The sequence below is a fragment of the Kitasatospora sp. NPDC057223 genome, assembly GCF_042669755.1.
In the GTDB taxonomy this organism is placed as follows: domain Bacteria; phylum Actinomycetota; class Actinomycetes; order Streptomycetales; family Streptomycetaceae; genus Kitasatospora.
Genome location: NZ_JBHUWW010000003.1, coordinates 98,276 through 121,867, shown reverse-complemented (window position 1 = coordinate 121,867; position 23,592 = coordinate 98,276). Strand labels below are relative to the sequence as shown.

Genomic DNA, 23,592 nt, shown 5'->3' with positions numbered 1-23,592 from the left:
GCCCGGCTCGTCGGCGTGGGCGACGACGGCGGAGGGGCTGGGATGGGGATCAGGGACGAGGACATCGTGTCGGCCGTCCGCGCCGTGCGCGTGGAGCGCCCCGACCTGTGGGCGGCCGGCGGGGGTTCCTGGGCCGACACGGCGGAGGCACTTCTCCTGCGTTCGGCGGCGGGCGAACGGGTGGGCGACGACCTCCTCGCGGTCCTCACGCCGGAGACGGCGGTCCGGGAGGAACTGGGGCGCCGCCTGGCGGGCGAGCACGACACCTATCGGGGGGCCGAGCCCGGCTCGGGGTTCGCACCGCTCGCGGGTCACGGCGACCCGTCGACCGAGTTCGTCCACGGATGCACGACCTGCGACTACACGTACCCGGTCTTCGAGGCCGGGGAGCCGGTCCCCGAGGGGTGCCCGGACGGCCACGGGCCGCTCGTCCGGCTCCGGTGACCCGGCCCGACGAGCTGCCGGGCCCGGGGCCGGGGAGGCGAGGGTGAACGCCCGACGGGCGGAGGCTGCCGAGGAGTGGCTGGGATGGCTGCCCCTCCCGCACCCGCCGCTGCTCTTCCGCCGGAGCCTCGCGGCAGCCGGCCGCGCCCTCGCCGACTACGTCGACGGCGACCGGGACGCCCGGCGCCGCCTCGCCGCCGCACTCGACCGGATCGTGCTGCACTCCCGCTTCTCGGCCGCCCCGCCCGAGTTCAGACTGCTGGTGCTCCTCCGGGCCGCGTTGGCGCACAACTGGTGCGGAGTTGCGGAGTCGAACGACGACGAACTGGCCCGAGCGCACGAACTCCTCGCCGACGGACTCCGGTCGGCCCGGGACACCGGCCCGGAACGGGCATGGCTGGAGTACGGCCTGGCCAACACGCTCGTCAACCAGTACCAGCGGGCCAACCAGCCCGAGCTGCTGGCCGATGCGCTGGTCCACGCCCGGCAGAGCGTGGCTTGCGCCGGAGCCGACCCCAGACTGGCCGCGCTGTGCCGCTGCGGTCTCGCGTCGATCCTCGGGATCGGCTTCCACACCGACGGTGACCCGAAGAAGCTGTCGGAGGCCATGGAACACGCCGAGTGGGCGGTGGCCAGGGCCGGCGACACCCCGCTCGGCCACCGGTTCCAGTACGTCCTGGCTTCCGAACTGACCACACGGTACGACGCCCACGGAAACCTGGACGATCTCGAACGCGCCATCGAACTGCTGCGCAGGGCAGCCCTGAGCCGTGACTACACCATGGCTCCGAGGACGGGCAACGCGTTCCACGGAACGCTCGCCGGCCTGTTGCGCCGCCAGTACCTGCGGACGCGGAACGCGACCGTGCTCGACGAAGCGGTCCGGTTGCTGACGGTGGAAGTCGGCGACGACGACTACCGGGCCGACCCGATCAGCCTGACCAACCTGGGCAACGTCCTCCTGACCCGTTACCAGGGGTACGGCGACCCGGCGGATCTGCTCCGAGCGGTCGATCTGCAGCTGAAGACACTCGAGGTGCGCGAGGAGAACGACTGGCGGCGCGCCTCCTCGCACAACAACGCGGGCAATGCCCTGGCTGCGGCCTGGAGGACGACCGGGGACCCCGAACTCGGCCGACAGGCCGCCACCCAGTACCGGCACGCACTCGCCCGGACGATGCGCCACGCCCCCGAACGGGCGTCCCGGGCCTACAACCTGGCCGTCACCCTGCAAGACCTGGCCGCTACCGGCGACAAATCCTCCGACACCACGGCGGAAGTCGCGGACGTCTACCGGGAAGCCGTCCGGGCCGGCCTGGAGAACGCGCTGGAATGGGCCCTCCCGGCCGCCCGGCGGTGGGGTAACTGGGCCGCGCGGCGGGGCTGTTGGGAAGAGGCCTGCGAAGCCTACGCGGGCGGCCTCGAAGCCGCCGGGCAGTTGTTCCGGTTCCAGCTCCAGCGGGGCGCCAAGGAGGCGTGGCTGGCCGAGTCCCAGGGGCTTCCGACGGAGGCCGCCCACGCCCTGTTCCGGGCGGGCCGCCCGGTGGAGGCGATCACCACGCTGGAGGCCGGACGGAGCCTGCTGCTCTCGGAGGCCTTGGAGACGGACCGTTCCAGCCTCGACCGACTCGCCGACAGCGGGCACGCCCGCACGGCCGACGACTACCGGGCCGCAGTCGCAGCACTGGACGAGGCCATGCGAGGGGGCGCCGCACCGGGCGCACTTCGGTCGCACCGGGCCGCGGTCGACGAACTGGTCGAGCGGATCCGCTCTCTCGACGGCTTCCGCTCCTTCCTGCCGGGCGCCGAGTTCGCCGACATCACCCGCACGGTGCCCCACGGCAGCGTGGTCGTCTACCTCGCCGCGGCCGAACTCGGGGGAGTGGCGCTGGCGACCGACCGGTCCGGCCGGGTGGCCGCCCGCGAACTCCCCGCAGTGACGGCCGCCGCGGTCAGGCAACGCGTCACCGCGCTGCGCGAGCACCAGACGGGACGGCCCGGCGCCCTGAAGGGCACCCTGGACGCCGTCACCCGTTGGGCCTGGACGGCCGTCGCCGACCCCGTGCTGTCCCTGGCAGGCGACTGCGCCGACATCGTCCTGGTGCCGTCCGGGGCGCTCGCCATGCTCCCCCTGCACGCCGCCTGGCGGCCCGAGCCCGGAGTGCCGGGCGGGCGGCACTACCTGCTGGACGAGCGGACCGTGCGCTACGTCCCCAACGCCCGGGCTCTCGGCGTCACCCGCGAGATCGCGGAACGCACCACCGTGACCCGCACCTTGGTCGTCGCCGACCCCGCGCCGACCTCCTTGCCCCCGATCGGGTACGCGGCCGCCGAAGCAGCCTGGGCCGCCCGGTGGTTCCCGCAGCAGGACGTCCTGCCCGGGGAGGCAGCCGGGCTCGGGACGGTCACGACGGCCCTGGTCCGGGCGCAGGTTCACCACTTCATCTGCCACGGCCGGGCCCGAACCGACAGCCCGCTGGACAGCGCGCTGGTCCTGGCCGGGGACCAGGAACTGACCCTGCGCCGGATACTGGACCTGCGACTCCTCCACCCCGACAGCGGAGCCGGAGTCCGCCTGAGCGTGCTGTCGGCCTGCGACACCGACCGACCCGGTACCGCATTGCCCGACGAGGTGATCTCCCTGCCCACCGGACTCATCCAGGCCGGTGTGGCCGGCGTGGTGGCCAGCCAGTGGGCGGTGCGCAGCGAAGCGGTCAGCCTCCTGACGGCCAGGTTCTACCAGCTCTGGCGGACCGGCCGGCAGGAACCCGCCGTTGCGCTGCGCAACGCCCAGCGCTGGCTGCGGGACACCACCAACCGGGAGAAGATCCGGGACCTCGCGCCCGCCCCCGGCGGACCTGCCGAGGACGAGGCCCTGCACGCGCTGGTGCGCGGCATGCGGCTGCGCGACCCGGACGCGCGCCCCTACCTCCACCCCGTGGACTGGGCCGGCCTGAGCTTCCACGGCACCTGAGAACGCACCCCCTCCACCGGTCCGATCACCATCGCGAACTCATCTGGCAGGGCCGGGTCGAGCCGCAGCAGCGCCGGGGTGGCCAGGGCCAACGCGACGGCGAGGTGGCGGGCGACGGTGATGACTGCGCTCTGGGCGGTCGCCCGAAGCAGGCTCGGGAAGGACTCCTGCGCCCAGATCTTCATGATCCCTCCGAAGCCGAACGCGCCGCCCACAGCGTTGACCACCGATGCCAGGGCCGGCGTGGCCAGGGAGAACCCGATCAGCGGTGGGAGCAGGTACCGCCAGGCAGGCAGGCAGGCAGGCGGAGCCGAAGACGAAGTCCCTCATGCAGCGTGGCGGCACGCATCCTGGCGCTCACCGGTGATCGTTCGCTCTTCGGCCGGGCCGACCATATGGTCCGGTCTGCGTGACAGGGGGGCGGGATCGGGCAGGGAGTGGGCCTCACCGGCGTCGGCGTGGCCGTTCAGGGAGGGCGCACCTGAGTGTTGCGCGCGGAGAAGGGCGGCCTTCCTCGAATGAAGGTCCGGCTCGCGGCCGGTGTCGGCGGGTGCCTTGGCCGCGTCGCCCTCCGGTTGGGCCGGACGGGGGAACGGACCAGGCCGATGCGCCGTCGGATGCGAAGGAGGGGTGCGCGCGGCGGTGTTCTCAGGCGGCGCCGTGCGCTGGGCGGGAGCCGTTCGCAGCATCGTGGAGGATGGGCGGCTCCTGCCCGACATGGGTCAGGCTGCGGCGGTCACAGGCCGCCGTGTGCGGGGCTGGGCCCCGGTTTCTGTGCTGGGGGTCAGTCCTGGGCGAGCGGCAGCGCGAGATCGACGACGGCGGTGGCGGTGGCGAAGGCGCCGATCGCGACGGCCTTCCCCGTCAGCACGTCGACCCGGTACAGGGAGCGGGCGCCGCCGACGCCGAGGGCCGCGTAGCCCTGGTTGGTGGCGCGGGTGGGGGAGTAGTAGATGTCGAAGCCCGCGTCGGGGTCGGCGTCCACGCCGAGGCCGCCGGTGGGTGCGAGGGTGCCGGTGTTCGCCGGGGACTGCAGGGCGACGCGGTTCAGGGTGGTGTCCACGTCGAAGAGGGTGGTGGCGGTGGCCGGGTCGAGGTCGTTGTTCGTGTAGGCGACGCCGGTGATGCCGAGTGCGGTGGTGCCGGTGGTGGCGGGCGGTACGGCGGGGTTGGTGAGGGTGCCGTCGACGGCGGTGGTGCCGGCGGCGGGGGCGCCCGCCGGGTCGTCGATGTTGTGGCGCAGGTTCTGGCCGGTGTCGGAGACGATCCGCAGCCGGTTGGCCGCCGGGTTGAAGTCCACGCCGAAGTAGGTGCCCGTCAGGGCGACGGTCAGCTGGGAGACCTTGGTGGCGCAGGCGCTGCTGTCGTCGAGGGTGTAGACACCACCCTGGTCGCCGACGCCGTAGAGCATGCCGTTCTGGACCCGGTAGTCGATGCCGACGATCCGCTGGTCCCCCGTCAGGCCCGAGACCTGCCCGAGGGTGCGGGCCCATTCGGGGTGCTCGACAGGGAAGTCGACGAGCCGCTGGTCGTCGGTCAGGCCGATCGCGCGAAGACCGTCCCGCTCCTTCACGTCGGCCGGTGCCTGGGTGGTGGCGCGATGCGTGGTGAGGCTGTGGGCGGGAGCGGCGACGGCGATCGCCGTGGTGACGACCAGGGCGGCCAGTGCAGCCGTCGGCAGGTGCTTGCGCATGGAACTCCTTCGATGGGCGAACTGCGGCACCGAGGTCCGGACCGCAACGCCCAGCAACGCACACCTCAAGAAGCTTCCACCGCAGGCCGTCCGGCACCTCACCCGCACGGCCCTGCACACCGCGCTCCGCCCAGGACGCCGGAGACTGCTCGGGACGCCCGGTGCCGGTGGCGACTGACAAGGCGACTGGCACTGCTTCGTGGGCCTGGGCGCCAACGGCTTGGGGCCTCCGGCCGGAGCAGTGGATATGGCGACGACAGTCACGGCGGCCCGCTCGTTACGCCGCCTACCGCATGAGCCGCCCCGGCATTCCTGGGTCCCGGCATCTCGACCAGCTGCGGCGTCAGAAGGTCCGGCCCGAAGACCAGGTAGTGCACGAGATCGACGCGCTGGTCCCGCTGGTGAGGCGCCGGGAGCCCGGTCGTGACGCAGAGCGCTCTCGGGCGTCGCCTGCCCGCTTGGCCGCCAGGCGACGGCGCACCACCTCCCGCGCCACCGTCGAGAGGTCCCGGCTTGGCACCCCGGCTGTCGGAACCTCGCCGGAAAGCCTTGGATCGTTCACTCGTTCCCCTTTCGTACCCTTTTCTCGGAGGAAAATCAGGAACGGGGGCGGTGTATCCTTTTTCGCGTACGGATCAATTCCGGAAATCCGATTGCCGTGGGATCTGCGCATGCCGTGGGGAGGCCTGCGGGCAAGCGTGCGGGCGGGGAGGTGCACCGTGGCCTGCCGGGCCTTGTGTGCCTGCCCGGGCGAGGTGTCGGATCGACGTGACGTCAAACGATGCGTGACTTTGTCGCCCTCGCGGATCAGGGTGCGCCTTTCCTGATATGCCGTGGAGTGATGCGATGTACGGAAAAGAATACCGGTAGACCGGACTGTGCTGAGCCATGTACGGACCGGCATTGAGAAGGAAAGGAAAGGGATGATGGGAGCCTCTCGCGGCGAACCGATCGAGTCCGGGGGGAGCACCCCGCTATGACCGTCACCGCGGACCAGACGCTCTACCACCAGACCGGCGCCGGCCTGCCCGTGCCGTTCGCCGTCGCCGGGACGGGGGTGTACCTGCCGCCGACCGTCGTCACCAACCAGCAGCTCACCCGCACCCTGGACACCAGCGACGAATGGATCACCAGCCGCACCGGTATCCGTGAACGCCGACGGTTGGCCCCGCACCTGGCGACCTCCGACATGTGCGTTGCCGCAGCCCGTCCGGCCCTGGACGCCGCCGGTGTCGCGCCTGCCCAGCTGGACGCGGTCATCGTCGCCACCTACACCTGGGACCAGCCGCTCCCCTCAACCGCGTTGATCGTCAAGGACGCCCTCGGCGCCCACCGAGCCCTGCCCCTGGACGTCACCCAGGCGGCCTGTGCCTCCGGTGTCCAGGCCATGCTCATCGCCGCCCACCTCCTGCAGAACCCCTCCATCACCACCGTTCTGCTCATCGCGGCCGACTGCGCCTCCAGGATCACCGATCCCACCGACCGCACCACCGGTGTGTTCTTCGGGGACGCGGCGGCAGCCGTGGTCATCACCCGTTCCGACAACGCCGGGGCGGGCCTGCTCTCCTACGACCTGGGCTCCGAACTGTCCTACGACGTCCAGATCCGCGCCGGTGGCTCCCGGCTGCCCGCCAGCACGGCCACCGTCGCCGCCGGGGAGCACTACCTGCGGATGGACGGCCGTGCCGTCTGGAACGCCGCCACCACCCGGCTGCCCGAGAGCATCACCAACGCCGCGCACCGGGCCGGCGTGCCGATCGACGGCATCCGGTACTTCTTCCTGCACCAGGCCAACCTGAACATCCTCACCGAGACCATGACCGCCCTGGGCGTTCCCCGTCAGCGGGTCCCCGTCACCGTCGACCGGCTGGGCAACACCGGATCGGCCGGCCTGTTCACCGCACTTCACGCCACCGTGGCCGAAGGCGCCCTGCGCCCGGGGGACACCTACGTACTGTCCGGGATCGGTGCGGGATTCCAGTGGGGAACCCTCTGCCTGCGACACGCCTGACCGGCCCCGCAGGGCGGAGCCGGAAGAGTGCGGCGGGAGAAGGGAGCGCGGGTCAGGAGACACCACCGACCCCTGGACTCCCTCGTTTCATCTCATAGGTGCCGGCAAGCCCTTGGCGCCAACCATCCAGTCGGACCGGGAGTTCACACGTGAGGCCTCAGATCACCGACCTGCGCCGGAGCGCCGAACGGCGCTGGACGGTCGACGACGGCAGGGCCGGCAGCCGCGCTCCGACCGGGCCGGCCACCGTGGACGCATCCACCGCACACCTCCCCGACCAGCGCGAGCACCCCGACCGGCACGACCACCCCGCCCTGCGTGCCGCGCTCCGTGCCGCCACCGAGGACGCCGTCATCTACGACCTGGACGGAATCGGCCGCCAGTACACCGCGCTGTGCACCGAACTGCCCGGTGTCGCCGTCCGGTTCGCGATCAAGGCCTGTCCGGTGGACGAGGTGCTCGGCCACCTCGCCGCGCTCGGCTCCGGCTTCGACGCGGCCGGCCCGCAGGAGATCGCCCAGGCGCTGCGCACCGGCGTGGCACCCGAGCTGATCCACTACGGCAACACCGTCAAGTCGGACCGCAACATCGCCGAGGCCTACCGGCTGGGCATCCGCGACTTCGCCACCGACTGTCCGCAGGACATCGCCGCGATCGCCGAACACGCCCCCGGATCAAGGGTGTTCTGCCGGATCGCGACCACCGGCGAGGGGGCGCTGTGGGGCCTGAGCCGCAAGTTCGGCTGCTCGCCCGAGGACGCCGTGCGGGTGCTCGGCGCCGCCCGGGCCGCCGGGCTGGTGCCCTCCGGCCTGTCGGTGCACGTGGGTTCCCAGCAGATGACCACCGAGGCCTGGGTCGCGGCCGTCGACTCGCTGGCCGCCGTCCTGGAGGCGCTCGACCCGATCGGCATCACCCCGTACCGGATCAACCTCGGGGGCGGGCTGCCCGCGCTCGGCGTCCTCGACCGGCACGGCCGGCTGCTGGAACCGCCGTTGGACAAGATGTTCGTGGTGATCCGGGAGGGCATGGAACGGTTGCGCGCCGTCAACGCCGGTCCGTTGGACTTCCTGATGGAGCCCGGCCGCCACCTGGTCGCGGACCACGGCGCGATCCGCGCCCACGTGGCGCGGCTCTCCTCCCGCCACCGGCTCGACGGCACCCGCGAGGACTGGCTCTACCTGAGCTGCGGAAAGTTCAACGGCCTGTACGAGATGGACCAGTTGCAGTACCGGCTGGAGTTCCCGACCCACCCCGGCGGGCAACTCGTCAGCGCCGTCGTGGCCGGTCCGACCTGTGACAGCGACGACGCGTACGCCCAGGAGGACGGCCTGGTACCCGTCCCGCGCGCGATCGCCTCCGGTGACCCGGTGTGGGTCCACTCCTGCGGCGCGTACGCCGCCGCCTACGCCACCCGGGGGTTCAACGGCTTCGCGCCGCTGCCGTACACCTGCGTCGGCGGCCCGGCTCCGGCCGGAGGGGACGCATGAGCGAGACCCGGATCCGGCTGCTCCGGGAGGAGGACTGGGACGAGCTGGTCGCGCTGGAGGAACGCGCGTACGCCGCCGACGGCCTGTCCGAGGGCCGCGAGGCGCTGCGGTCCCGGCACCGAGCCTCGCCCTCGACCTGCTTCGTGCTGGCGCAGGCGGGCAGCCTGGGCGGCTACCTGCTCGCCCTGCCGTACCCGCTGTTCCGCTGCCCTGACCTCAGCCGCAGCGAGGACCCCGGCCGCAGCGGGGACGCCGGTGGCGGGAGCACGCGGCCGACCAACATGCACGTCCACGACGTGGTCATCGCCGAGGGGCTGCGGGGCCAGGGTCTGGCCGGCCGGATGCTGCGGGAGCTGGAGCGGACCGCCCGGCAATCCGGCCACCGGACCGTCTCCCTCGTCGCCGTCCGCGGCTCGCACGTGCTGTGGAGCCGGTCGGGCTTCCGCGCCCGGCCCGAGATCGGGTTGCCCGCGAGCTACGGCGCCGAGGCCCTCTACATGGCGAAGCCACTCGGGCTCCCGGGTGCCCAACCGGCCGTCGGGTCCTCGCTCGGGGCTGTCACGGGCTGACGCGGACGCCCAGGCCCCGTCGCGCTCCGCCGTTCCCCACCCTCGGGAACCGACGGGCCGTCAGTAGCGCCAGCGGACGGCCTCGATGACCTCCGCGTCCGTGTGCATCGCGAACAGCTCCGCCTCCGCCCGCCGGACGGCCAGCACGGTCTCGAACAGCTCGGGGCCGAGTGCCTGCCGCAGCGGGTCGGACTTCTCGTACGCGTCGACCGCCTCCGGCAGGTTCGCCGGGAGGCGCTCGGCGGCGTCGAGGGCGGCGGGGTCGCTCGTGGTCTCGGGCGGGAGGGGCAGGCCGGCGTCCAGGCCGGCGAGTCCGGCGGCGAGCACGCCGCCGATCGCCAGGTACGGGTTGGCGGTGGCGTCGAAGCACTTGACCTCGGCGTTGGCCTGCCCGGCGGTGGAGCCGGTGATCAGGCGCAGGGCCGCCTCACGGTTCTCCAGGCCCCAGCAGCGGTAGGCCCCGGCGAAGTGGGAGGGGACCAGCCGCAGGTAGGAGGCGACGCCGGGCGCGCCGAGGGCGAGCAGGGCGGGCAGCTCGGCCAGTACGCCCGCGAGGAACTGCTCGGCCTCGGGGTGCAGCCCGTGGCGGCCGGGGCCGCCGTGCCCGAGGTTCAGCCCCGCTCGCCAGAGGCTGAGGTGCAGGTGGCCGCCGTTGCCGACCGAGCCCTCGGTGAAGACCGGCGCGAACGAGACCCGCAGCCCGTGCCGGGCGGAGACGGCCCGGACGGTGTGGCGCACCAGCATCGTGGTGTCGGCCGCCTCGACCGGCCCCTCGGCGGCGACCGAGACCTCGAACTGCCCTGCGGCGTACTCGGGGTGGAGCTGGAGCACGGCCAACCCCTGGGCGGTGAGGGCGCGCAGCACCTCCCGCAGGTAGTCGGAGTGCTCGACGAAGCGGGTCATGCCGTACGCGGGGGCGACCGTCGCGGGGGCGCCCGCGGCGTCGGCCACCACCCACTCGATCTCGATCCCGGCCCGCACCGAGAGCCCGCGCCGCTCGACGGCCTCGGTGACCCGGCGGGCGAAGTGGCGCTGGCAGCCGGGGTGCGGGGTGCCGTCCTGGGCGTAGCGGTCGGCCGGGGCCCAGGCCCAGCCGGGCTGGGCGGCGAGCGGGGTGAGCCGGTCGAGGTCGGGGACGAGCCGCAGGTCGCCGACCGGGCCGGTGTTCGAGGGCGTACTCGTGAAGGAGTCGTCCACCAGGGCGACGTCGAAGTACGGTACGGCGCCGACACCGTACTCGGCGGAGTGTTCGAGCTGGGCGAGCGGAACGGACTTCACCCGGGTGAGCCCGGCGTTGTCGACCCAGCCGAACACCACCCCGTCGATTCCGGCGGCGGCGAGCTGGGCTCCGGCCTCGCGGGCCTGGGCGGCCCGCTCGGCTCGGGGGTACGTGGTGGTCATGCCAGCCATGCTGGCGTGCGGGGCGGCCGGCGGGCCAGCCGCGGGCGGGGAGTTCACCCGTCCGTGAACGGCCGGAGCCGCCCCGCACCTTCCGGACAGCTGACGCGGCGGGCCCGGGTGACCGGTGGCAACCGCATTCGGCCGGATCATGTGCGGTGCGTCCTCGGACGACTACCGGCGGCCCGGCCCGGCGTTGTGCCGGGGGGACGCGCGGATGACACTGGCAGGGACCGGTTTTCGAATGCCGTTGCGGAGGTCCGATGCGACGGGACGGACGGATGGCGAACTCCCTGCTCGCAGCGCTCAGCCGGGACTGGCTCGGGGTGCCGGTCGCGGTGCTGGTGACGGCGGTGGGCGGCGGGCTGGTCGGGGTGGGGGTGGCCTGGGCGGTGGCGCTCGGTGGCCTGCTGATGGCTGTCGGTGTGCTGCTGGCGGTCGGAGCCGTCCGGCACCTGGTGCTGGTGGCCCGCGAGCGGCGGGAGAGCCCTCCGCCGGGCCGGCTGGTCGACGTGGGCGGCCACCAGATGCACGTCCTCGCCGAGGGCGACGCCGGGGGCGGGCCGACGGTGGTCTGGATGCCCGGCGGGCACGCCCCCGGTGCGGAGTTACGGGAGCTGCACACGATGCTGGCGGCCCGGACCCGTTCGGTGCTGGTCGACCGGTTCGGTTCGGGGTGGAGCGACGTCGGGCCGTTCCCGAGGACGACGGCGGGCGAGGCGGAGGAACTCCTGGCCGCGTTGGAGGGAGCGGGGGAGCGGGGGCCCTTCGTTTTCGTCGGGCACTCCTTCGGCGGGTTGCTGGTCGCGAACGCGGCCAGGCGCCGGCCGGATCTGGTGGCCGGGCTCGTCCTGCTGGATCCGACCCCCCTGGAGGTGATCGCCTTCGCACCGATCAGCCCGCAGCTCGCGGGGATGCGTCGCGGCTTCCTGCTGATGTCGCTGCGGCAGCTGTTCGGCGCCCACCGCGACCCCGGTGGGCGGGCCGGGCAGGGCTGCGCCGCCGCGTCGGCCTTCGCCGAGCTGTCGCCGTCCGGGCTGGCCGCGGTGGGCTGGGAGACCGTGGTGTACGACGGGGATCTCGGTGACCTGCCGTTGGTGCTGGTGATACCGCGGGATCTCATCGGCGGTGAGGCCGTGCTGGCCGGGGCCCGGGATCCGGCCGAGGCCGAGCGGATCAGCCGCTTCTACCTCCGGACCAGGGTCCGCTACCTGGCGGCGTCGACGACCTCGCGGCTGGTGCACACGCCGGAGGGGACCGGGCACGACTTCCCGCACGAGGCGCCCGGGTTCGTGGCCGGCGTGGTCGCGGACCTGGTGCGGGAACTGCGTGCGGTCAGCCCATGACCGTCCGTGCGGAGCCGGCCCGGACCGGGCGCCGGCGGGAGAAGGCGCCCAGGTCCACCACGTTTCCGGTGTGTTCGCAGCGGTGGCGGACCGGATCGCCGTCGTGGTCGTGGCCGGCCTCGACCCGGTCGATCAGGGCCGCGAGGAAGCGGCCCACCAGCGGCGCGTTCTTGAACTGGTTGCCGCTGGTGCCCATGGCGACGTAGTAGCCGTCGAGGGCGGTGCGGTCGTAGATCGGGGTCCAGTCGTCGGCGACGTCGTACACCCCCGCGACCCCGAGCGGCCGGTTCGGGACGCCGATCGCCGGGAAGCGGCGCGCGGCCCGGGTCACCTGGGCCCGGAAGCGGTGGGCGGTCGGGCGGGGGGAGGCATCGTCCGGATCGTCGACCCACTCCGGCGGGTCGCACTCCGGCTCGGTGCTGCCGACGAGGAGGTGGCCGCCGACGGTGCCCCGCAGGTAGGTGCCCAGGTCGAGGTCGGCGACCACCGGGCCGGGGGCGCCGGCGCGGCCGCCCGGTGCGGCGACCTGGTGGACCTCCTCGCGCAGCGGGCGCACGCCGACCGAGAAGTCGCCCCCGACCCCCGCCAGCCGGTTGAGGCCGCCCGACCACGGACCGGCGGCGTTGACCACGACCGGTGCGGCGATCCGTGCGCCGTCCGCGAGGCGGAGGCCCGTCACCCGGCCGGCCTGCCGGTCCACCGCCACCACGCGGCGGTGGAACAGGAAGCGCGCGCCCAGCCGCCCCGCCGCGTCCGCCAGGTTCTGGGCGGCGAGCTGCGGGTCGTCGACGAACCCGGCGTCCGGGGTGAACAGGGCGCCGAGCTCACCGGCCGGGCTGTCGAAGAAGGCGTCGTCGTCCACCGGTCTCGGCGGCCAGTACCGGCCGGGGTCGATCCCCGGGACGCGCTCGCGCAGGGTCGGAGCGTCCCACCGCTCGTACGGGACACCGGCGCGGTCGAACAGGGCGGCGACCTCGGACGGTACGGCGGCGGGGCTGTCCAGCAGCACGGCACCGGTGCGGTGGAAGGCGGCGATCGGGCGGCTGCCGGTGAGCCGCAGATGCTCGCGCCAGGACGTCCACAGGTGCTGCGCCTCCCAGGCCGTGGCGACACCGTCGAAGGTGGAGTAGTTGAACCGGACGATCGCACTGGAGGCGCTGGTGGAGCCGTGCCCCGCGGCGCCCGCCTTGTCCACGACGACCACCTGCCGCCCGGTGCGCGCGAGTTCGAGGGCGATGGCGGTGCCGATCACCCCGGCGCCGACCACCACCGCGTCCGGCCGGCCGGTGGTCACGACGGCCTCCCGTCGGCCGGGGGCGTGCGCAGGCTCGGCACGGCGGCCAGCAGAGTCCGGGTGTAGGGGTGCTGAGGCGTGCGCAGGAGGGCGCCGGTGGGGGCGGTCTCGACGATCCGGCCGTGCCGCATGACCGCCACCGCGTCGGAGACGTGGCAGACCGCGGGCAGGTTGTGGCCGATGAACAGCATGGACAGGCCGAGCCGCCGCTGGAGTTCGCGGATCGTGTTGAGGACGGCGGCCTGCACCGAGACGTCGAGCGCCGAGGTGATCTCGTCGGCGATCAGCAGGCCGGGTCCGACGGCCAGGGCGCGGGCGATGGCGACCCGTTGGCGCTGCCCGCCGGACAGCCGCCCCGGCAGGCGGTCGGCGAGCAGCGGGTCCAGGCCGACGAGGCCGAGCAGCTCGGTGACGCGCGCGGCGCGGGCGGCCCGGTCGAGCCGGTGGAAGACGGTGGCGGCTTCGACGAGCGTCCGGCGGACCGTCATCCGCGGGTCCAGCGCGGTGTCCGGGTCCTGGAGGACGACCTGGACCTGGCGGCCGAGCCGGCGCCGGTCCCGGACGGTGCGGACGCGGACCTCCTGGCCGTCGAGCAGGACCCGGCCGCCGTGCACGGGGGTGAGGCCGACGATCGCGCGGGCCAGGCTCGACTTCCCGGAGCCGGACTCGCCCACGAGTCCGAGCGTGGTGCCGGACGGGATCTGCAGCGAGACGCCGTCCACGGCGGCGCCGCAGCCGGGCCGGCCTGGGTGGCGGACGGTGAGGCCGGCCACCTGAAGGGTGGTCATGACGCCACCGCCGTCGCCGGGCCCGCCGCGACCGGCACCGGGTACCAGCACGCGACCCGGTGGCCGGCGTCGAGGCCCTCCATCGGCGGGGCCTGCTCGGCGCAGTGAGCCCGGCGGTGCGGGCAGCGGGGCTCGAACGGGCACCCCGGCGGGGGCGCGAGCGGGTCGGGAGGTGCACCCCCCACCGTCGGCAGCGGCCGGTCGCGGTCCGCGCCGAGATCCGGGACCGATTCGACCAGGGCCCGGGTGTAGGGGTGCCGGGCGCCGTCGGCGAGGCGGTCGGCGGGCAGGGTCTCGACGACGGTGCCCGCGTACATCACCAGCACGCGGTCGCAGAACTCGCCGGCCAGAGCCACGTCGTGGGTGATGAACAGGATCGCGGCGGAGGTGTCCCGCCGGATCCCGGAGAGCAGCCCGGTGATCTGCCGCTGCACGGTGACGTCGAGCGCCGTGGTCGGCTCGTCGGCGATGATCAGGCCGGGCCGCACCATGAGCGCGGACGCGATCATCACCCGCTGGCGCTGGCCGCCGGAGAGCTGGTGGGGGCGCGAGCTCAGCAGCGCCGGCGGGAGCCCGACCCGGCGCAGGGCGTCGGCGGCCTCCCACGCGGCCTGTGCGCGCCGCGCGCCGCGATGCGCCCGGACGGTCTCGGTGAGCTGAGTGGCCACCCGCAGGGACGGGTTGAGCGCCGAGGCCGGGTTCTGGAAGACCATCGCGAGGCCGGTGGCGAGATGGCGGTCCCGCTCCTTCGGTGTCATGGCGCCGAAGTCGGCGCCGAGCAGTCGCAGGGTGCGCCGCGACACCTGGGCGTCCGCCGGGAGCAGATCGGCGATCGCGAGCGCGGTGAGCGACTTGCCCGAGCCCGACTCGCCGACGAGAGCGACGATCTCGCCCGGCCGCAGGGCGAGGCTCACCCCGCGCACCGGCCGCACCACGCCGTCCGGAGTGGGGAGTTCGACGTGGAGGTCCTCGACCTGGAGCACCAGGCCGTCCTCGGCGGGCCCGCACGGGAGCGGCGGCGGCGCGGGTGTGCGCGTCGCCGGGCCGCGCCGGGCGACGCCACCGGCGAGGACTTCGCCGAGCAGTTGGAAGGTCAGGGCCGCGTAGAGGACGGCCAGGCCGGGGGCGAGGGCGGGCAACGGCTCGGCGTAGATGCGGTCGAGCCCCTGGTTGAGCAGCTGACCCCAGTCGTACCCGGGCGGCTGGACCCCCAGGCCGAGGAAGCTCAGCCCGGAGAGCGCGACGAGGGCGGTGCCCGCCGCCGTGGTCGTGCTCAGCAGCAGCGGTTCGGCGATGTTGGGCAGGACGTGCCGCCACAGCAGGCGGTGCCGGCGCAGGCCGAGGACCCTCGCCGCGGCCAGGTGGTCGGTGCCCGCCACGCCGGCGGCGAGGGTCTGGGCGAGCCGGGCGAATCCGGGGACGCCCGCGACGGCGAGGGCGAGCACCGCCCCGGCGGCGCCCGCGCCGAACACGACCGCGAGGAACATCGCGACCAGCAGCGCCGGGAAGGCGAGCAGGAGGTTGATCAGCCCGGCGAGCAGCCGGCGGGCGCGCGGGCCGACCACGGCGGTGGACGCCCCGAGCAGGACGCCCGCGCCCGCGCCGAGCAGGACGGCGGTCAGCGCCGGCACCAGGGAGGCCCGGGTGGCCGCCAGGACCCGGGAGAGGACGTCCCGGCCGAGGTTGTCGGTGCCGAACGGGTGGGCCGGGGAGGGCCCCTGGAGTACCGCGGCGAGGTCCGGGAGCTCGGCCGCGGCGCCCCCGACGAGCGGGCCGACCAGCGCGAGCACGATCAGCGACGCCAGCATGGTTGCCGTGACCCAGGCCAGGGGCGAGCGCCGGCGGGCGGGCGGACGGGGCACGGTCACATCTCCCGGATCGTCGAACGGGGGTCCAGCACGGCCAGCAGCACGTCGACCAGGAGGCCCGCGAGCAGCACGGTCGTCCCCAGCACCAGCACCATCGCCTGGACGACCGGGTAGTCCTGCGCGACCACGGACTGCGCCATGGCCGAACCGATGCCGGGCCAGGCGAAGACCTTCTCGACCAGCACCGTGCCGGCGATCAGGGCGGGCAGCAGGCTTCCGGCGACGGTGAGCGCGGCGGTCGCCGTGTTCGGCCCGGCGTGCACCAGGCAGCGGCGGGCGGGGGACAGCCGCTTCGCGCGGGCGGTGCGCAGGTAGTCCTCGCCCAGGACCTTCAGCGCCTCCACCCGGACGATGCGCAGCAGGACGGCGGTGGGCGCGAGGGAGAGCGCGAGGACCGGCAGCACGAACGACCCGGCGCCCGCCGCACCGGCCACCGGGAGCAACTGGAGGCCGACGGCCAGCAGCGCGGTGAGGCCGGTGGCGAGGACGAAGTCCGGCACCCCGACCAGGCCGGCGGTGACCGCCGTGAACGCCAGCTCGGTGCGGGGGTGCCGTCCGTCGCGGGTGCGGAGGGCGGCCAGCAGGCCACCGGGCAGGGCGACCGCCAGCGTGACGAGGAAGGCGAGGCCGGCGATCTCCAGGGTGGCCGGCAGCCGGGTGCGGACCAGTTCCGCGACCGGCGTGCCGGTGACCAGCGAGGTGCCGAGGTCGCCGTGCAGCAGCCCGTCGAGGTAGTGCCGGTACTGGGTCAGGAAGGGCGTGTCGAGCCCGAGGCCGTGTCTGCGGGCCGCCACCAGGTCGGGGGCGGCGTCGACACCGAGCGCGGCCCGGACCGGGTCGCCGGGGACGAGGCGGATCATCGCGAACGACGCGGTGAGCACGACCCCGAGGGAGAGGAGCAGCCGGGCGGTGCGGCGGCCGAGGAACGCCGTCCAGGGGTGCCGCAGCAGCTGGGGTACGGGCACGGTGGATCCCCCGGTCACTGGTGGAGGCGGATGCTGGTGGGGACGATCTGACCGCCGAAGGTCGTGGCGAAGGTGGTGCGGTGGCCGTACACGCCGCTCAGCCCGTCGGCGATCGGCAGGCCGTCGGCCGAGCGGAGGAGGGCGGCCGCGGCCCGGTTCCAGGTGGCGCACCCGGCCGTGTCGGTCTCCTGGAGCGCCTGGGAGACCAGCGCGTCGTACTCGGGGTTGGCCACCCCCGCGAAGTTGAGGCCCTCGGCGGGGGCCGGGCCGGAGAAGAACGGGACGAAGCCGACCGGCAGGGCGAAGCCCGGCGAGGTGCCGACCACCACGTCGAACTCACCGCTCCGGTACATGGCGTTGACGAGCGCGGGCAGGCCCTCGGTGACCAGGTCGACCTGCGCGCCGAGCGCCGTCCACTGCCGGGCCATCAGCTCGGCCACGGACGGCAGGGTCGGGCCGAGGTCGGGGCTGGTGATCAGGCGCAGGCGCAGGGCCCGGCCGTCCCTGGTGAGCGGACCGGCGCCGGTACGGGTCCAGCCGGCGGTGCGCAGCGCCTCGGCGGCGTCCCGCGAGGGCGGGTCGGCGGGGAGAGCGGTGTGGCAGACCGAGCCCTCGGCGCCGAAGCCGGCGGCGGGCCGGCCGGTGCCGCCGACGGCGACGTTGGCGAGCCCCTGGCGGTCGAGGGCGGCGACCAGGGCCCGGCGCACCTGCGGGTCGGCCAGGGGCCGGCCGGGCCGCTGGTTGAAGAAGGTCAGCCCGACCACGGTCGCCACGTCGGTGGTGGCCAGGCCGTGGCCGGTGAGCCGGGCGCGGTCGGGCCCGTTCACGTTCGCGATCTCGACGCCGCCGGTGAGCAGCAGGTTCGCCGCGGTGGAGGCCTGGGGCACCACCGAGAGGACGATGCGGGCCGGCAGGCCGGGCGCCGCCGTGGTCGCACCGTCCGGGCCCCAGGCGTACCCGTCGCGGACGGTGAACTCGTACGGTCCGCCGGGGGAGTAGCGGGTCAGGACGTAGGGGCCGGTGCCCTGGGACGAGCGGTCCAGGGCCTGGGGCCGGTCGAGTCCGGCGGGGCAGACGATCGGCAGCAGGCCGAGGGTGCGGGTGAGGAACGGGAAGGGGGCAGCGGTGGCCGCCGACACCGTGCCCGCCGCGTCGTCGGCCGTCGCGGTGAACGGGACGTTCGGGAGGACGGTCCGGGCGCCGGCGAGCTGGTTGGCCGGGTCGCCCGCGTAGCTGAGCGCCCGGGCCACCGCCGAGGCGGTGAGGGGAGTGCCGTCCGAGCAGGTGACGCCCGGGCGGAGGGTGAAGACCGCCGTGGTGGTCGTGGCCTGCCAGGACGAGGCCAGGCCGCTGACCACGGCGCCGTCGGGGGCGAGGTTGACCAGTGAGTCGTAGGCGTAGCGGGCCTGGGCGGCGCCGAACGCGGAGTACGGGTCGAAGCTCGGCGTCTCACTCGCCGCCGCGATCCGGACGGTCCCGCGGTCCACCACGGGCGTGGTCGTCGAGGACGGGGCGGCGTCGCAGCCGCTCAGCGCGAGGGCCGCAGCGGTCACGGCGGCCGGCAGGGCGGCCGGCAGGGGGCGGCGGAGCATGCCGTCATGGTGCCACCGGGCATCACCCGTGCCGAGTCAACTCGACTGCGGCGAAGGATCGTTCGAGTGAATGGAATTGACCGTCGCCTTGCCCTGGGCGGTGGGGGAGCACGGGGGTGGCGTTCCTGATTCACTCTTTCGAGCGGTGTCGGGCCCTGCGCGCCGCCGACCGGCCGCCCCGGTGGTCCGTCATGGCCAGGATGTCGGCATGAGGACGAACGAACCGGGCCACGAAGTCCGTCACCTGGCGGATCGCTACTGGGCGTTTCTGCTGGAGCGGGACCCGCTGCTGCGAGTCCGTCAGGGGCTTCCGGTCGAGACGCTGCCGGGGGCGTCGCTGGCCGAGGCCGAGGAGCGGGCACGGTTCGCCGCCGAGGTGCTGGACCGGGTGCGGGTGCTCGACGGCGCGGGGATGTCCGGCGCCGACACCGACACCGCGGCCGTCCTCACGGCGCTGGCCGAGCAGGAGCTCCGGGCCCGCCGGTGGTACTGGCTGACGCCCGTCGTCACGCCGTACCGGCTGTTCCCGCTGTCGCTGTACCTCGACGCGGTCCTGTGCCCCTTCGGCTTCGCCGAACCGGCCGACGTCGAGCGGTACCTGACGCTGGTGCGCGAACTGGCACGGGTGGTCCGCTCCGTCGGCGACAAGGTGGTCGGACAGGCCGCGCGCGGCTTCCGGGTGCCCGCCCCGGCCCTGGCCGGGGTGCGGGCCACCGTCGAGGGTCTGCGGTCCGCCGCGGTGCGCCGGGTGACGGTCGCCGACGACCGGACCGGCGGGTTGGGGCAGGCCGGGCGCGGCCGCCTCCGGGACGGCGTGCGGCGGCTGGCGGAGACCGAGTTGGCGCCGGCCTTCGACCGGCTGCTGGCTGTCGTCGACGACCCGGCCTACCGGGGGGAGGCGCCGCAGGAGGTCGGCTGGGCGCGCTACGAGGGCGGCGAGGAGGCGTACCGGGACTTCGTCCGGACCGGCACCGGTGGCGACGTCGCGCCCGAGCTGCTCCACGGGCTCGGCCGCGACCAGTGCGGCGAACTGGCCGGGCGGATGCGGGAGGTGCGCGCGGCCCTGGGCTTCCGGGGCTCCGAGGCCGAATTCCACGACCGGCTCAGGACCGAGCCCCGGCTGTACGCCCGGACGCCCGAGGAGGTCGAGGCCCGGTTCCGCGGCCATCTCGACCGGCTGGCCCCGCTGCTGCCGCGCTGGTTCGCCACCGTGCCGGCCGCGCCGTACGGACTGGCCCGGCTGGACCGGGCGCTGGAGTCCGGGATGACCTTCGGGTACTACGAGCTGCCCACTGCGGCGAGTCCGGCCGGGCGCTACCGCTACAACGGATCGGGCCTGGAGGAGCGGTCGCTGATCGGCTCGGCCTCCCTGATCTACCACGAGCTGGCGCCGGGGCACCACTTCCACCTCGCCCGGCAGGCGGAGGACCGATCACTCCCGCAACTGCGTCGTGAGGCAGCCGAGTTCGGTGCGTTCAGCGAGGGCTGGGCCGAGTACGCGGCGGGGCTCGGCTGGGAGATGGGGCTCTACGACGACCCGTGGGACGCGTACGGGCGCCTCGCGCAGGAGCGGTTCACCGCACAGCGGCTCGTCGTGGACACCGGGCTCAACCTCGGGACGATGAGCCTCGCGCAGGCCCGGGACTTCATGCGCGCCAACTCCACCGAGGCGGACGCCCAGATCGACTCCGACCTGCTGCGGTACTCGACGGACCTGCCCGGGCAGGCGCTCTCCTACCGTGCGGGCTACCTGGAGTTCGTCCGGTTGCGGGCGCGTGCCGAGGCGGACCTGGGAGCCGGGTTCACGGTGAGGGCCTTCCACGAGGCGGTGCTGGGAGGCGGCGCGCTGCCGTTTCCCGCCCTGCGTCGGAGGGTGGCGCGAGAGCTCGGAACAGATGGGGAATTCTGAAAGTAGGACTGTAATTCAAGCGGTTGGTACGAATGCTGAACGTTCACGTACAGCGGGAAACCGAAGAGCACTCGTGTGGGTGAAGTCCAAGGGGCCGTTTGGCTCCGAAGGTCTTGGTTCGAGTACGGTTTCCCAAGGATCGGGCGGGGGGATGCTGACGGCCGGAAATCCGGTTCGCTAGGTGAATCCAGGATTTCCAGGTGGAATGCTTCCGACTGCCCGGCTGTGAGCTGCTCCCGGCTTTCCCAGTGGCCGGGTTCCCTGTCATACGTATGCGTAGAGAGGATGGAGCATCATGCCGCCCGTCGTACCGCCCTTCCTGATCGGCCTCGTCCTTGCGCCACTGGCCAAGCGCCTCATCAAGCCGTTGGTTCGCGGCGTCGTCAAGACGTCCGTCGGCCTCGTCCTCGAGGTGAAGAAGGCGGCCCAAGAGGCCGGAGAGAACATCCACGATCTCGCCACCGAGGTGGCCGCCGACGTGATGGCGGCTCAGATCGTCGCCGGTGACGCCGGATCCCATGCGGGTGACGGCCAGCGGGCCGCCGCCGGGCGTGACGCCTCGAACGGCGAGAAGGGCACCCCGAACGGCGAGAAGGGTGAGGCCGCCGGCCGCACCGAGGGCGAGGCGAGGTCCGCCAAGATCCGGGCGACCGCCGGGACCACGGCCGGTCGGTCGCACTGACGGTCCGTCCGCCGGTTCCGGACGCCGCCCGGGCGCATTCCGGTCCTCCTGGAGGAGTGTTCCCGGGCGGCGGCCTGCCGAAGGCCCGCCGCACGACCCGCTTTCCGTCATTCCCGTTCCGCCGCAGTTTTCCGTCATATGTCCGACGGTTTCCATGGCCTCTGCAAAACAGGTGATCGTACACATGCCATCTCTGCTGGGTGCTGCAGCCGGATTCCGCTCCGTGGATCTGGACGCGAGCCCGCGCTCGGTCATTCCGGGCCGCCAGCGCTGGGACGTCAAGCTGGTCCTCGGCCGGCCCCGGGCGGCCGAAGTCCTTGCCGCGGCCCTGCTCCGCGTCCCCGGGATCACCGAGGCCCGGGCCAACCCGGTCACCGGTGGCGTCCTCGTCCGGCACGACGCGCGGGTGGCCACGGCGGACATCGGCCGGATCATGCGGCGGGCGGTCGTCCTGGTGGCCCAGGGGCCGGCCAGGACCAGCCGCACGGCGCCGGGCCGCCCGGCCGCCGAACCGGCCGCACGTCCGGCCGCACGTCCGGAGCGCGGCCTCGCCGTGCGCCCCGTCCTCGCCGTGGGCGGCGGGGTGGCGGCCGGCATCGCACTGATCCGCGGGTCGGCGATCAGCAGGCAACTGGTGGCACTGGGCGGGGTCGCGGTGGCGACCGGGGCCGTCGTCCGGGAGGCCTGGCGCAGATCGGCCGACGCGACCCGGGACCTCGCCGGGACCGGAGCCGGACGGCATCCCCTGCTGGAGATCGTCGGACCGCACCGCAAACGGCTCTACCGCGCCACCGCGCTCTCGGTCGCGTGCCAGGTCTCGGAGATGGCGCTCGGCACCTTCCTCGGCTGGACGGGACTCGTCCTCATCAAGGGCCGGGCCGCACCGCTCGTCAGCCTCGGACTGACCACCGCCTCCGCCCAACTGTGGGGACTGGCAGGACTGGTGGCGGTCGCCTGCGCCGCCGTGGCGGGCCTGTCGTACGCGTCGAACCTCCACTGGCGCGGACTCGGCCAGGACATCGAGCACGACTGGCGCAGCCGGACGTACGCCCACGTGCAGCACCTCGAACTGCGGCACCTGGAGGGCGAGCGCACCAGCCGGGTGGCCGGCGCGCTCACCGAGGACGTCGGCCAGCTGGCCGCCTTCTTCACCAACTCGGCCAACGACGTGCTGCACCTGGGAACCAGCATCGCCCTCCTGGTGCCGGCGTTCCTGCTGCTGGCCCCGCAGATCGCCTGGATCGCGTTCCTGCCCATCCCGGTCATCGCCTGGCTGTCCCTCCGCCACCAGGACAAGGCCGCCGCCGACTACGCCGTCGCCGGCGAGAACCGGGCCAGGCTGCACAGCCAACTGGTCAACACGCTGGAAGCCGGTGCCACCGTCAAGGGCTTCTGCACCGAGGACTACGAGGCGATGCGCATCGACGGGTTGAGCGAGGCGGTCCGGGAGAGCAACCGGCAGACCGACCGGAGCACGATCCGCCACGCCGAGACCGTCCGGGCCTGCACCACCGCCTCGATGGCCGGCACCCTGCTGATCGGCGGCCGCTCGGTGCTCAACGGCACGCTGCGCTTCGAGGTGTTCAGCCCGCTGATCGGACTGCCCCAGATGGTGCTGTTCCGGATGAACCGCCTCGGCGGCATCGTCGACCAGTACCAGCGCACCCTCGCCGCCTACGACCGGGTCCAGCGGCTGCGGGCCCTGCCCGTCGAGACCGACGGCACCGGCGGGCAGCTCGACGTGGAGAAGGTCCAGGGCGAGATCGTCCTCGACGGGGTGACCTTCGCCTACCCCGGCCGGCCGTCGACGCTCGACGACCTCTCGCTCACCATCCCCGCCGGGCGGACCACCGCCCTCGTCGGCGCCACCGGCTCCGGCAAGACCACCGTCGCCAAGCTGCTGATGCGGTTCCAGGACGCGGACTCCGGCAGCGTGCTGCTCGACGGCCGGAACGTGCGCGACCTGCCCCGCCGCGACCTGCGCCACGCCATCGGGTTCGTCGCCCAGGACCCGTTCCTCTTCGACGGCAGCATCGCCGACAACATCCGCTACGGCAGCTTCGGCGCCTCCGACGAGGCGGTGGCCGAGGCCGCCACGATGGCCGAGGCGCACACCTTCATCGCGGCGCTGCCGGACGGCTACGGCACACTGATCGGCGAACGCGGAGCCGCACTCTCGGGCGGTCAGCGTCAGCGGATCGCCCTGGCACGGGCGATCCTCAAGGACGCGCCGGTCGTGATCCTGGACGAGGCCACCTCCGCCGTGGACAACGAGACCGAAGCCGCCATCCAACGCACGCTCCGCGGCTTCGCGGCCGACCGGACGATGGTCATCATCGCCCACCGGCTCTCCACCGTCCGTCACGCCGACCGGATCTACGTCATGGACAAGGGCGGCATCGTCGCCGAACAGGGCACCCACGACGAACTCGTCGCCCGACGCGGCCTCTACGCGTCCCTCTGGCAGCTCCAGGCCGGCGAACTCGCCGCCTGACCGCCGTACCCGCGCCACCTCGCCGACCGCGTGACACCACCGCGGTCGGCGTGGTTCGGCGCGCCCGGCGAACCACGC

Annotated in this window: 18 protein-coding genes; 10 read left to right on the top strand and 8 right to left on the bottom strand. The window is 73.9% G+C overall.

From position 1 onward, the window contains the following. The first annotated feature begins 42 nt into the window (after positions 1-42). Positions 43-444 (top strand): hypothetical protein, encoded by a 402-nt coding sequence (locus tag ACFUK0_RS02495; RefSeq protein WP_380246150.1) that lies wholly within the window; start codon positions 43-45, stop codon positions 442-444. 43 nt (positions 445-487) lie between these two features. Continuing rightward, entirely contained in the window at positions 488-3,418 is a 2,931-nt protein-coding gene (locus ACFUK0_RS02490) for a CHAT domain-containing protein (RefSeq protein ID WP_380246149.1), read from the top strand. Here ACFUK0_RS02490 and ACFUK0_RS02485 read toward each other — a convergent pair. Further along, on the bottom strand, positions 3,370-3,603 hold the full coding sequence (locus ACFUK0_RS02485; protein WP_380246148.1) for a hypothetical protein: 234 nt from the start codon (positions 3,601-3,603) through the stop codon (positions 3,370-3,372). The two genes, ACFUK0_RS02490 and ACFUK0_RS02485, sit on opposite strands and share 49 nt — an antisense overlap. Positions 3,604-4,202: 599 nt before the next feature. Continuing rightward, positions 4,203-5,111 (bottom strand): DUF4394 domain-containing protein, encoded by a 909-nt coding sequence (locus ACFUK0_RS02480; protein ID WP_380246147.1) that lies wholly within the window; start codon positions 5,109-5,111, stop codon positions 4,203-4,205. Between ACFUK0_RS02480 and ACFUK0_RS02475 the strand changes: the two genes are divergently transcribed. From ACFUK0_RS02475 to ACFUK0_RS02460, 4 genes are all read left to right on the top strand, one after another. Beyond that, on the top strand, positions 5,110-5,289 hold the full coding sequence (locus ACFUK0_RS02475) for a hypothetical protein (protein ID WP_380246146.1): 180 nt from the start codon (positions 5,110-5,112) through the stop codon (positions 5,287-5,289). The two genes, ACFUK0_RS02480 and ACFUK0_RS02475, sit on opposite strands and share 2 nt — an antisense overlap. Before the next feature lie 798 nt (positions 5,290-6,087). Next, positions 6,088-7,122 (top strand): 3-oxoacyl-ACP synthase III family protein, encoded by a 1,035-nt coding sequence (locus ACFUK0_RS02470; RefSeq protein WP_380246145.1) that lies wholly within the window; start codon positions 6,088-6,090, stop codon positions 7,120-7,122. A 314-nt stretch (positions 7,123-7,436) separates the two neighbouring features. Then, positions 7,437-8,609 carry a type III PLP-dependent enzyme gene (locus ACFUK0_RS02465; RefSeq protein ID WP_380246180.1) on the top strand — a complete coding sequence of 391 codons (1,173 nt, stop codon included), beginning with the start codon at positions 7,437-7,439 and terminating at the stop codon, positions 8,607-8,609. Then, a complete protein-coding gene (locus tag ACFUK0_RS02460) occupies positions 8,606-9,178 on the top strand; it encodes a GNAT family N-acetyltransferase (RefSeq protein ID WP_380246144.1) in 573 nt (190 codons plus the stop codon). The genes ACFUK0_RS02465 and ACFUK0_RS02460 overlap by 4 nt, the downstream gene beginning before the upstream one ends. A 60-nt stretch (positions 9,179-9,238) precedes the next feature. On the opposite strand, the gene ACFUK0_RS02455 is transcribed toward ACFUK0_RS02460, so the two are convergent. Then, entirely contained in the window at positions 9,239-10,579 is a 1,341-nt protein-coding gene (locus ACFUK0_RS02455) for a glutamine synthetase (protein WP_380246143.1), read from the bottom strand. Positions 10,580-10,839: 260 nt separating this feature from the next. Between ACFUK0_RS02455 and ACFUK0_RS02450 the strand changes: the two genes are divergently transcribed. After that, complete coding sequence (locus tag ACFUK0_RS02450; RefSeq protein WP_380246142.1) at positions 10,840-11,922, top strand: alpha/beta hydrolase; 1,083 nt, start codon at positions 10,840-10,842, stop codon at positions 11,920-11,922. Here the strand turns inward: ACFUK0_RS02450 and ACFUK0_RS02445 are convergent. From ACFUK0_RS02445 to ACFUK0_RS02425, 5 genes are read right to left on the bottom strand one after another with little or no spacing between them, the layout of a single operon-like run. After that, positions 11,912-13,216 (bottom strand): NAD(P)/FAD-dependent oxidoreductase, encoded by a 1,305-nt coding sequence (locus tag ACFUK0_RS02445; RefSeq protein ID WP_380246141.1) that lies wholly within the window; start codon positions 13,214-13,216, stop codon positions 11,912-11,914. The genes ACFUK0_RS02450 and ACFUK0_RS02445 overlap by 11 nt on opposite strands. Continuing rightward, positions 13,213-14,004 (bottom strand): ABC transporter ATP-binding protein, encoded by a 792-nt coding sequence (locus ACFUK0_RS02440; RefSeq protein ID WP_380246140.1) that lies wholly within the window; start codon positions 14,002-14,004, stop codon positions 13,213-13,215. The genes ACFUK0_RS02445 and ACFUK0_RS02440 overlap by 4 nt, the downstream gene beginning before the upstream one ends. After that, on the bottom strand, positions 14,001-15,866 hold the full coding sequence (locus ACFUK0_RS02435) for a dipeptide/oligopeptide/nickel ABC transporter permease/ATP-binding protein (protein ID WP_380246139.1): 1,866 nt from the start codon (positions 15,864-15,866) through the stop codon (positions 14,001-14,003). The genes ACFUK0_RS02440 and ACFUK0_RS02435 overlap by 4 nt, the downstream gene beginning before the upstream one ends. A 2-nt stretch (positions 15,867-15,868) precedes the next feature. Beyond that, a complete protein-coding gene (locus ACFUK0_RS02430; protein ID WP_380246138.1) occupies positions 15,869-16,837 on the bottom strand; it encodes an ABC transporter permease in 969 nt (322 codons plus the stop codon). Between the two features lie 14 nt (positions 16,838-16,851). After that, on the bottom strand, positions 16,852-18,429 hold the full coding sequence (locus tag ACFUK0_RS02425) for an ABC transporter substrate-binding protein (protein ID WP_380246137.1): 1,578 nt from the start codon (positions 18,427-18,429) through the stop codon (positions 16,852-16,854). A gap of 208 nt (positions 18,430-18,637) precedes the next feature. On the opposite strand from ACFUK0_RS02425, the gene ACFUK0_RS02420 reads away from it, so the two are divergent. The 3 genes from ACFUK0_RS02420 (at position 18,638) to ACFUK0_RS02410 (ending at position 23,514) form a co-directional block, all read left to right on the top strand. After that, positions 18,638-20,338 carry a DUF885 domain-containing protein gene (locus tag ACFUK0_RS02420; protein ID WP_380246136.1) on the top strand — a complete coding sequence of 567 codons (1,701 nt, stop codon included), beginning with the start codon at positions 18,638-18,640 and terminating at the stop codon, positions 20,336-20,338. A 295-nt stretch (positions 20,339-20,633) separates the two neighbouring features. After that, positions 20,634-21,020 (top strand): DUF5132 domain-containing protein, encoded by a 387-nt coding sequence (locus ACFUK0_RS02415; protein ID WP_380246135.1) that lies wholly within the window; start codon positions 20,634-20,636, stop codon positions 21,018-21,020. A 184-nt stretch (positions 21,021-21,204) separates the two neighbouring features. Further along, entirely contained in the window at positions 21,205-23,514 is a 2,310-nt protein-coding gene (locus tag ACFUK0_RS02410; protein WP_380246134.1) for an ABC transporter ATP-binding protein, read from the top strand. The last annotated feature ends 78 nt before the right edge of the window (positions 23,515-23,592 follow it).

Bases quoted from the DNA above. Each gene is read 5' to 3' on its own strand.
- ACFUK0_RS02425 (WP_380246137.1), bottom strand. From the start codon at position 18,429: ATGCTCCGCCGCCCCCTGCCGGCCGCCCTGCCGGCCGCCGTGACCGCT.
- ACFUK0_RS02455 (WP_380246143.1), bottom strand. From the start codon at position 10,579: ATGACCACCACGTACCCCCGAGCCGAGCGGGCCGCCCAGGCCCGCGAG.
- ACFUK0_RS02410 (WP_380246134.1), top strand. From the start codon at position 21,205: ATGCCATCTCTGCTGGGTGCTGCAGCCGGATTCCGCTCCGTGGATCTG.
- ACFUK0_RS02450 (WP_380246142.1), top strand. From the start codon at position 10,840: ATGCGACGGGACGGACGGATGGCGAACTCCCTGCTCGCAGCGCTCAGC.
- ACFUK0_RS02460 (WP_380246144.1), top strand. From the start codon at position 8,606: ATGAGCGAGACCCGGATCCGGCTGCTCCGGGAGGAGGACTGGGACGAG.
- ACFUK0_RS02475 (WP_380246146.1), top strand. From the start codon at position 5,110: ATGGAACTCCTTCGATGGGCGAACTGCGGCACCGAGGTCCGGACCGCA.
- ACFUK0_RS02440 (WP_380246140.1), bottom strand. From the start codon at position 14,004: ATGACCACCCTTCAGGTGGCCGGCCTCACCGTCCGCCACCCAGGCCGG.
- ACFUK0_RS02470 (WP_380246145.1), top strand. From the start codon at position 6,088: ATGACCGTCACCGCGGACCAGACGCTCTACCACCAGACCGGCGCCGGC.
- ACFUK0_RS02485 (WP_380246148.1), bottom strand. From the start codon at position 3,603: ATGAAGATCTGGGCGCAGGAGTCCTTCCCGAGCCTGCTTCGGGCGACC.
- ACFUK0_RS02495 (WP_380246150.1), top strand. From the start codon at position 43: ATGGGGATCAGGGACGAGGACATCGTGTCGGCCGTCCGCGCCGTGCGC.
- ACFUK0_RS02480 (WP_380246147.1), bottom strand. From the start codon at position 5,111: ATGCGCAAGCACCTGCCGACGGCTGCACTGGCCGCCCTGGTCGTCACC.
- ACFUK0_RS02420 (WP_380246136.1), top strand. From the start codon at position 18,638: ATGAGGACGAACGAACCGGGCCACGAAGTCCGTCACCTGGCGGATCGC.
- ACFUK0_RS02415 (WP_380246135.1), top strand. From the start codon at position 20,634: ATGCCGCCCGTCGTACCGCCCTTCCTGATCGGCCTCGTCCTTGCGCCA.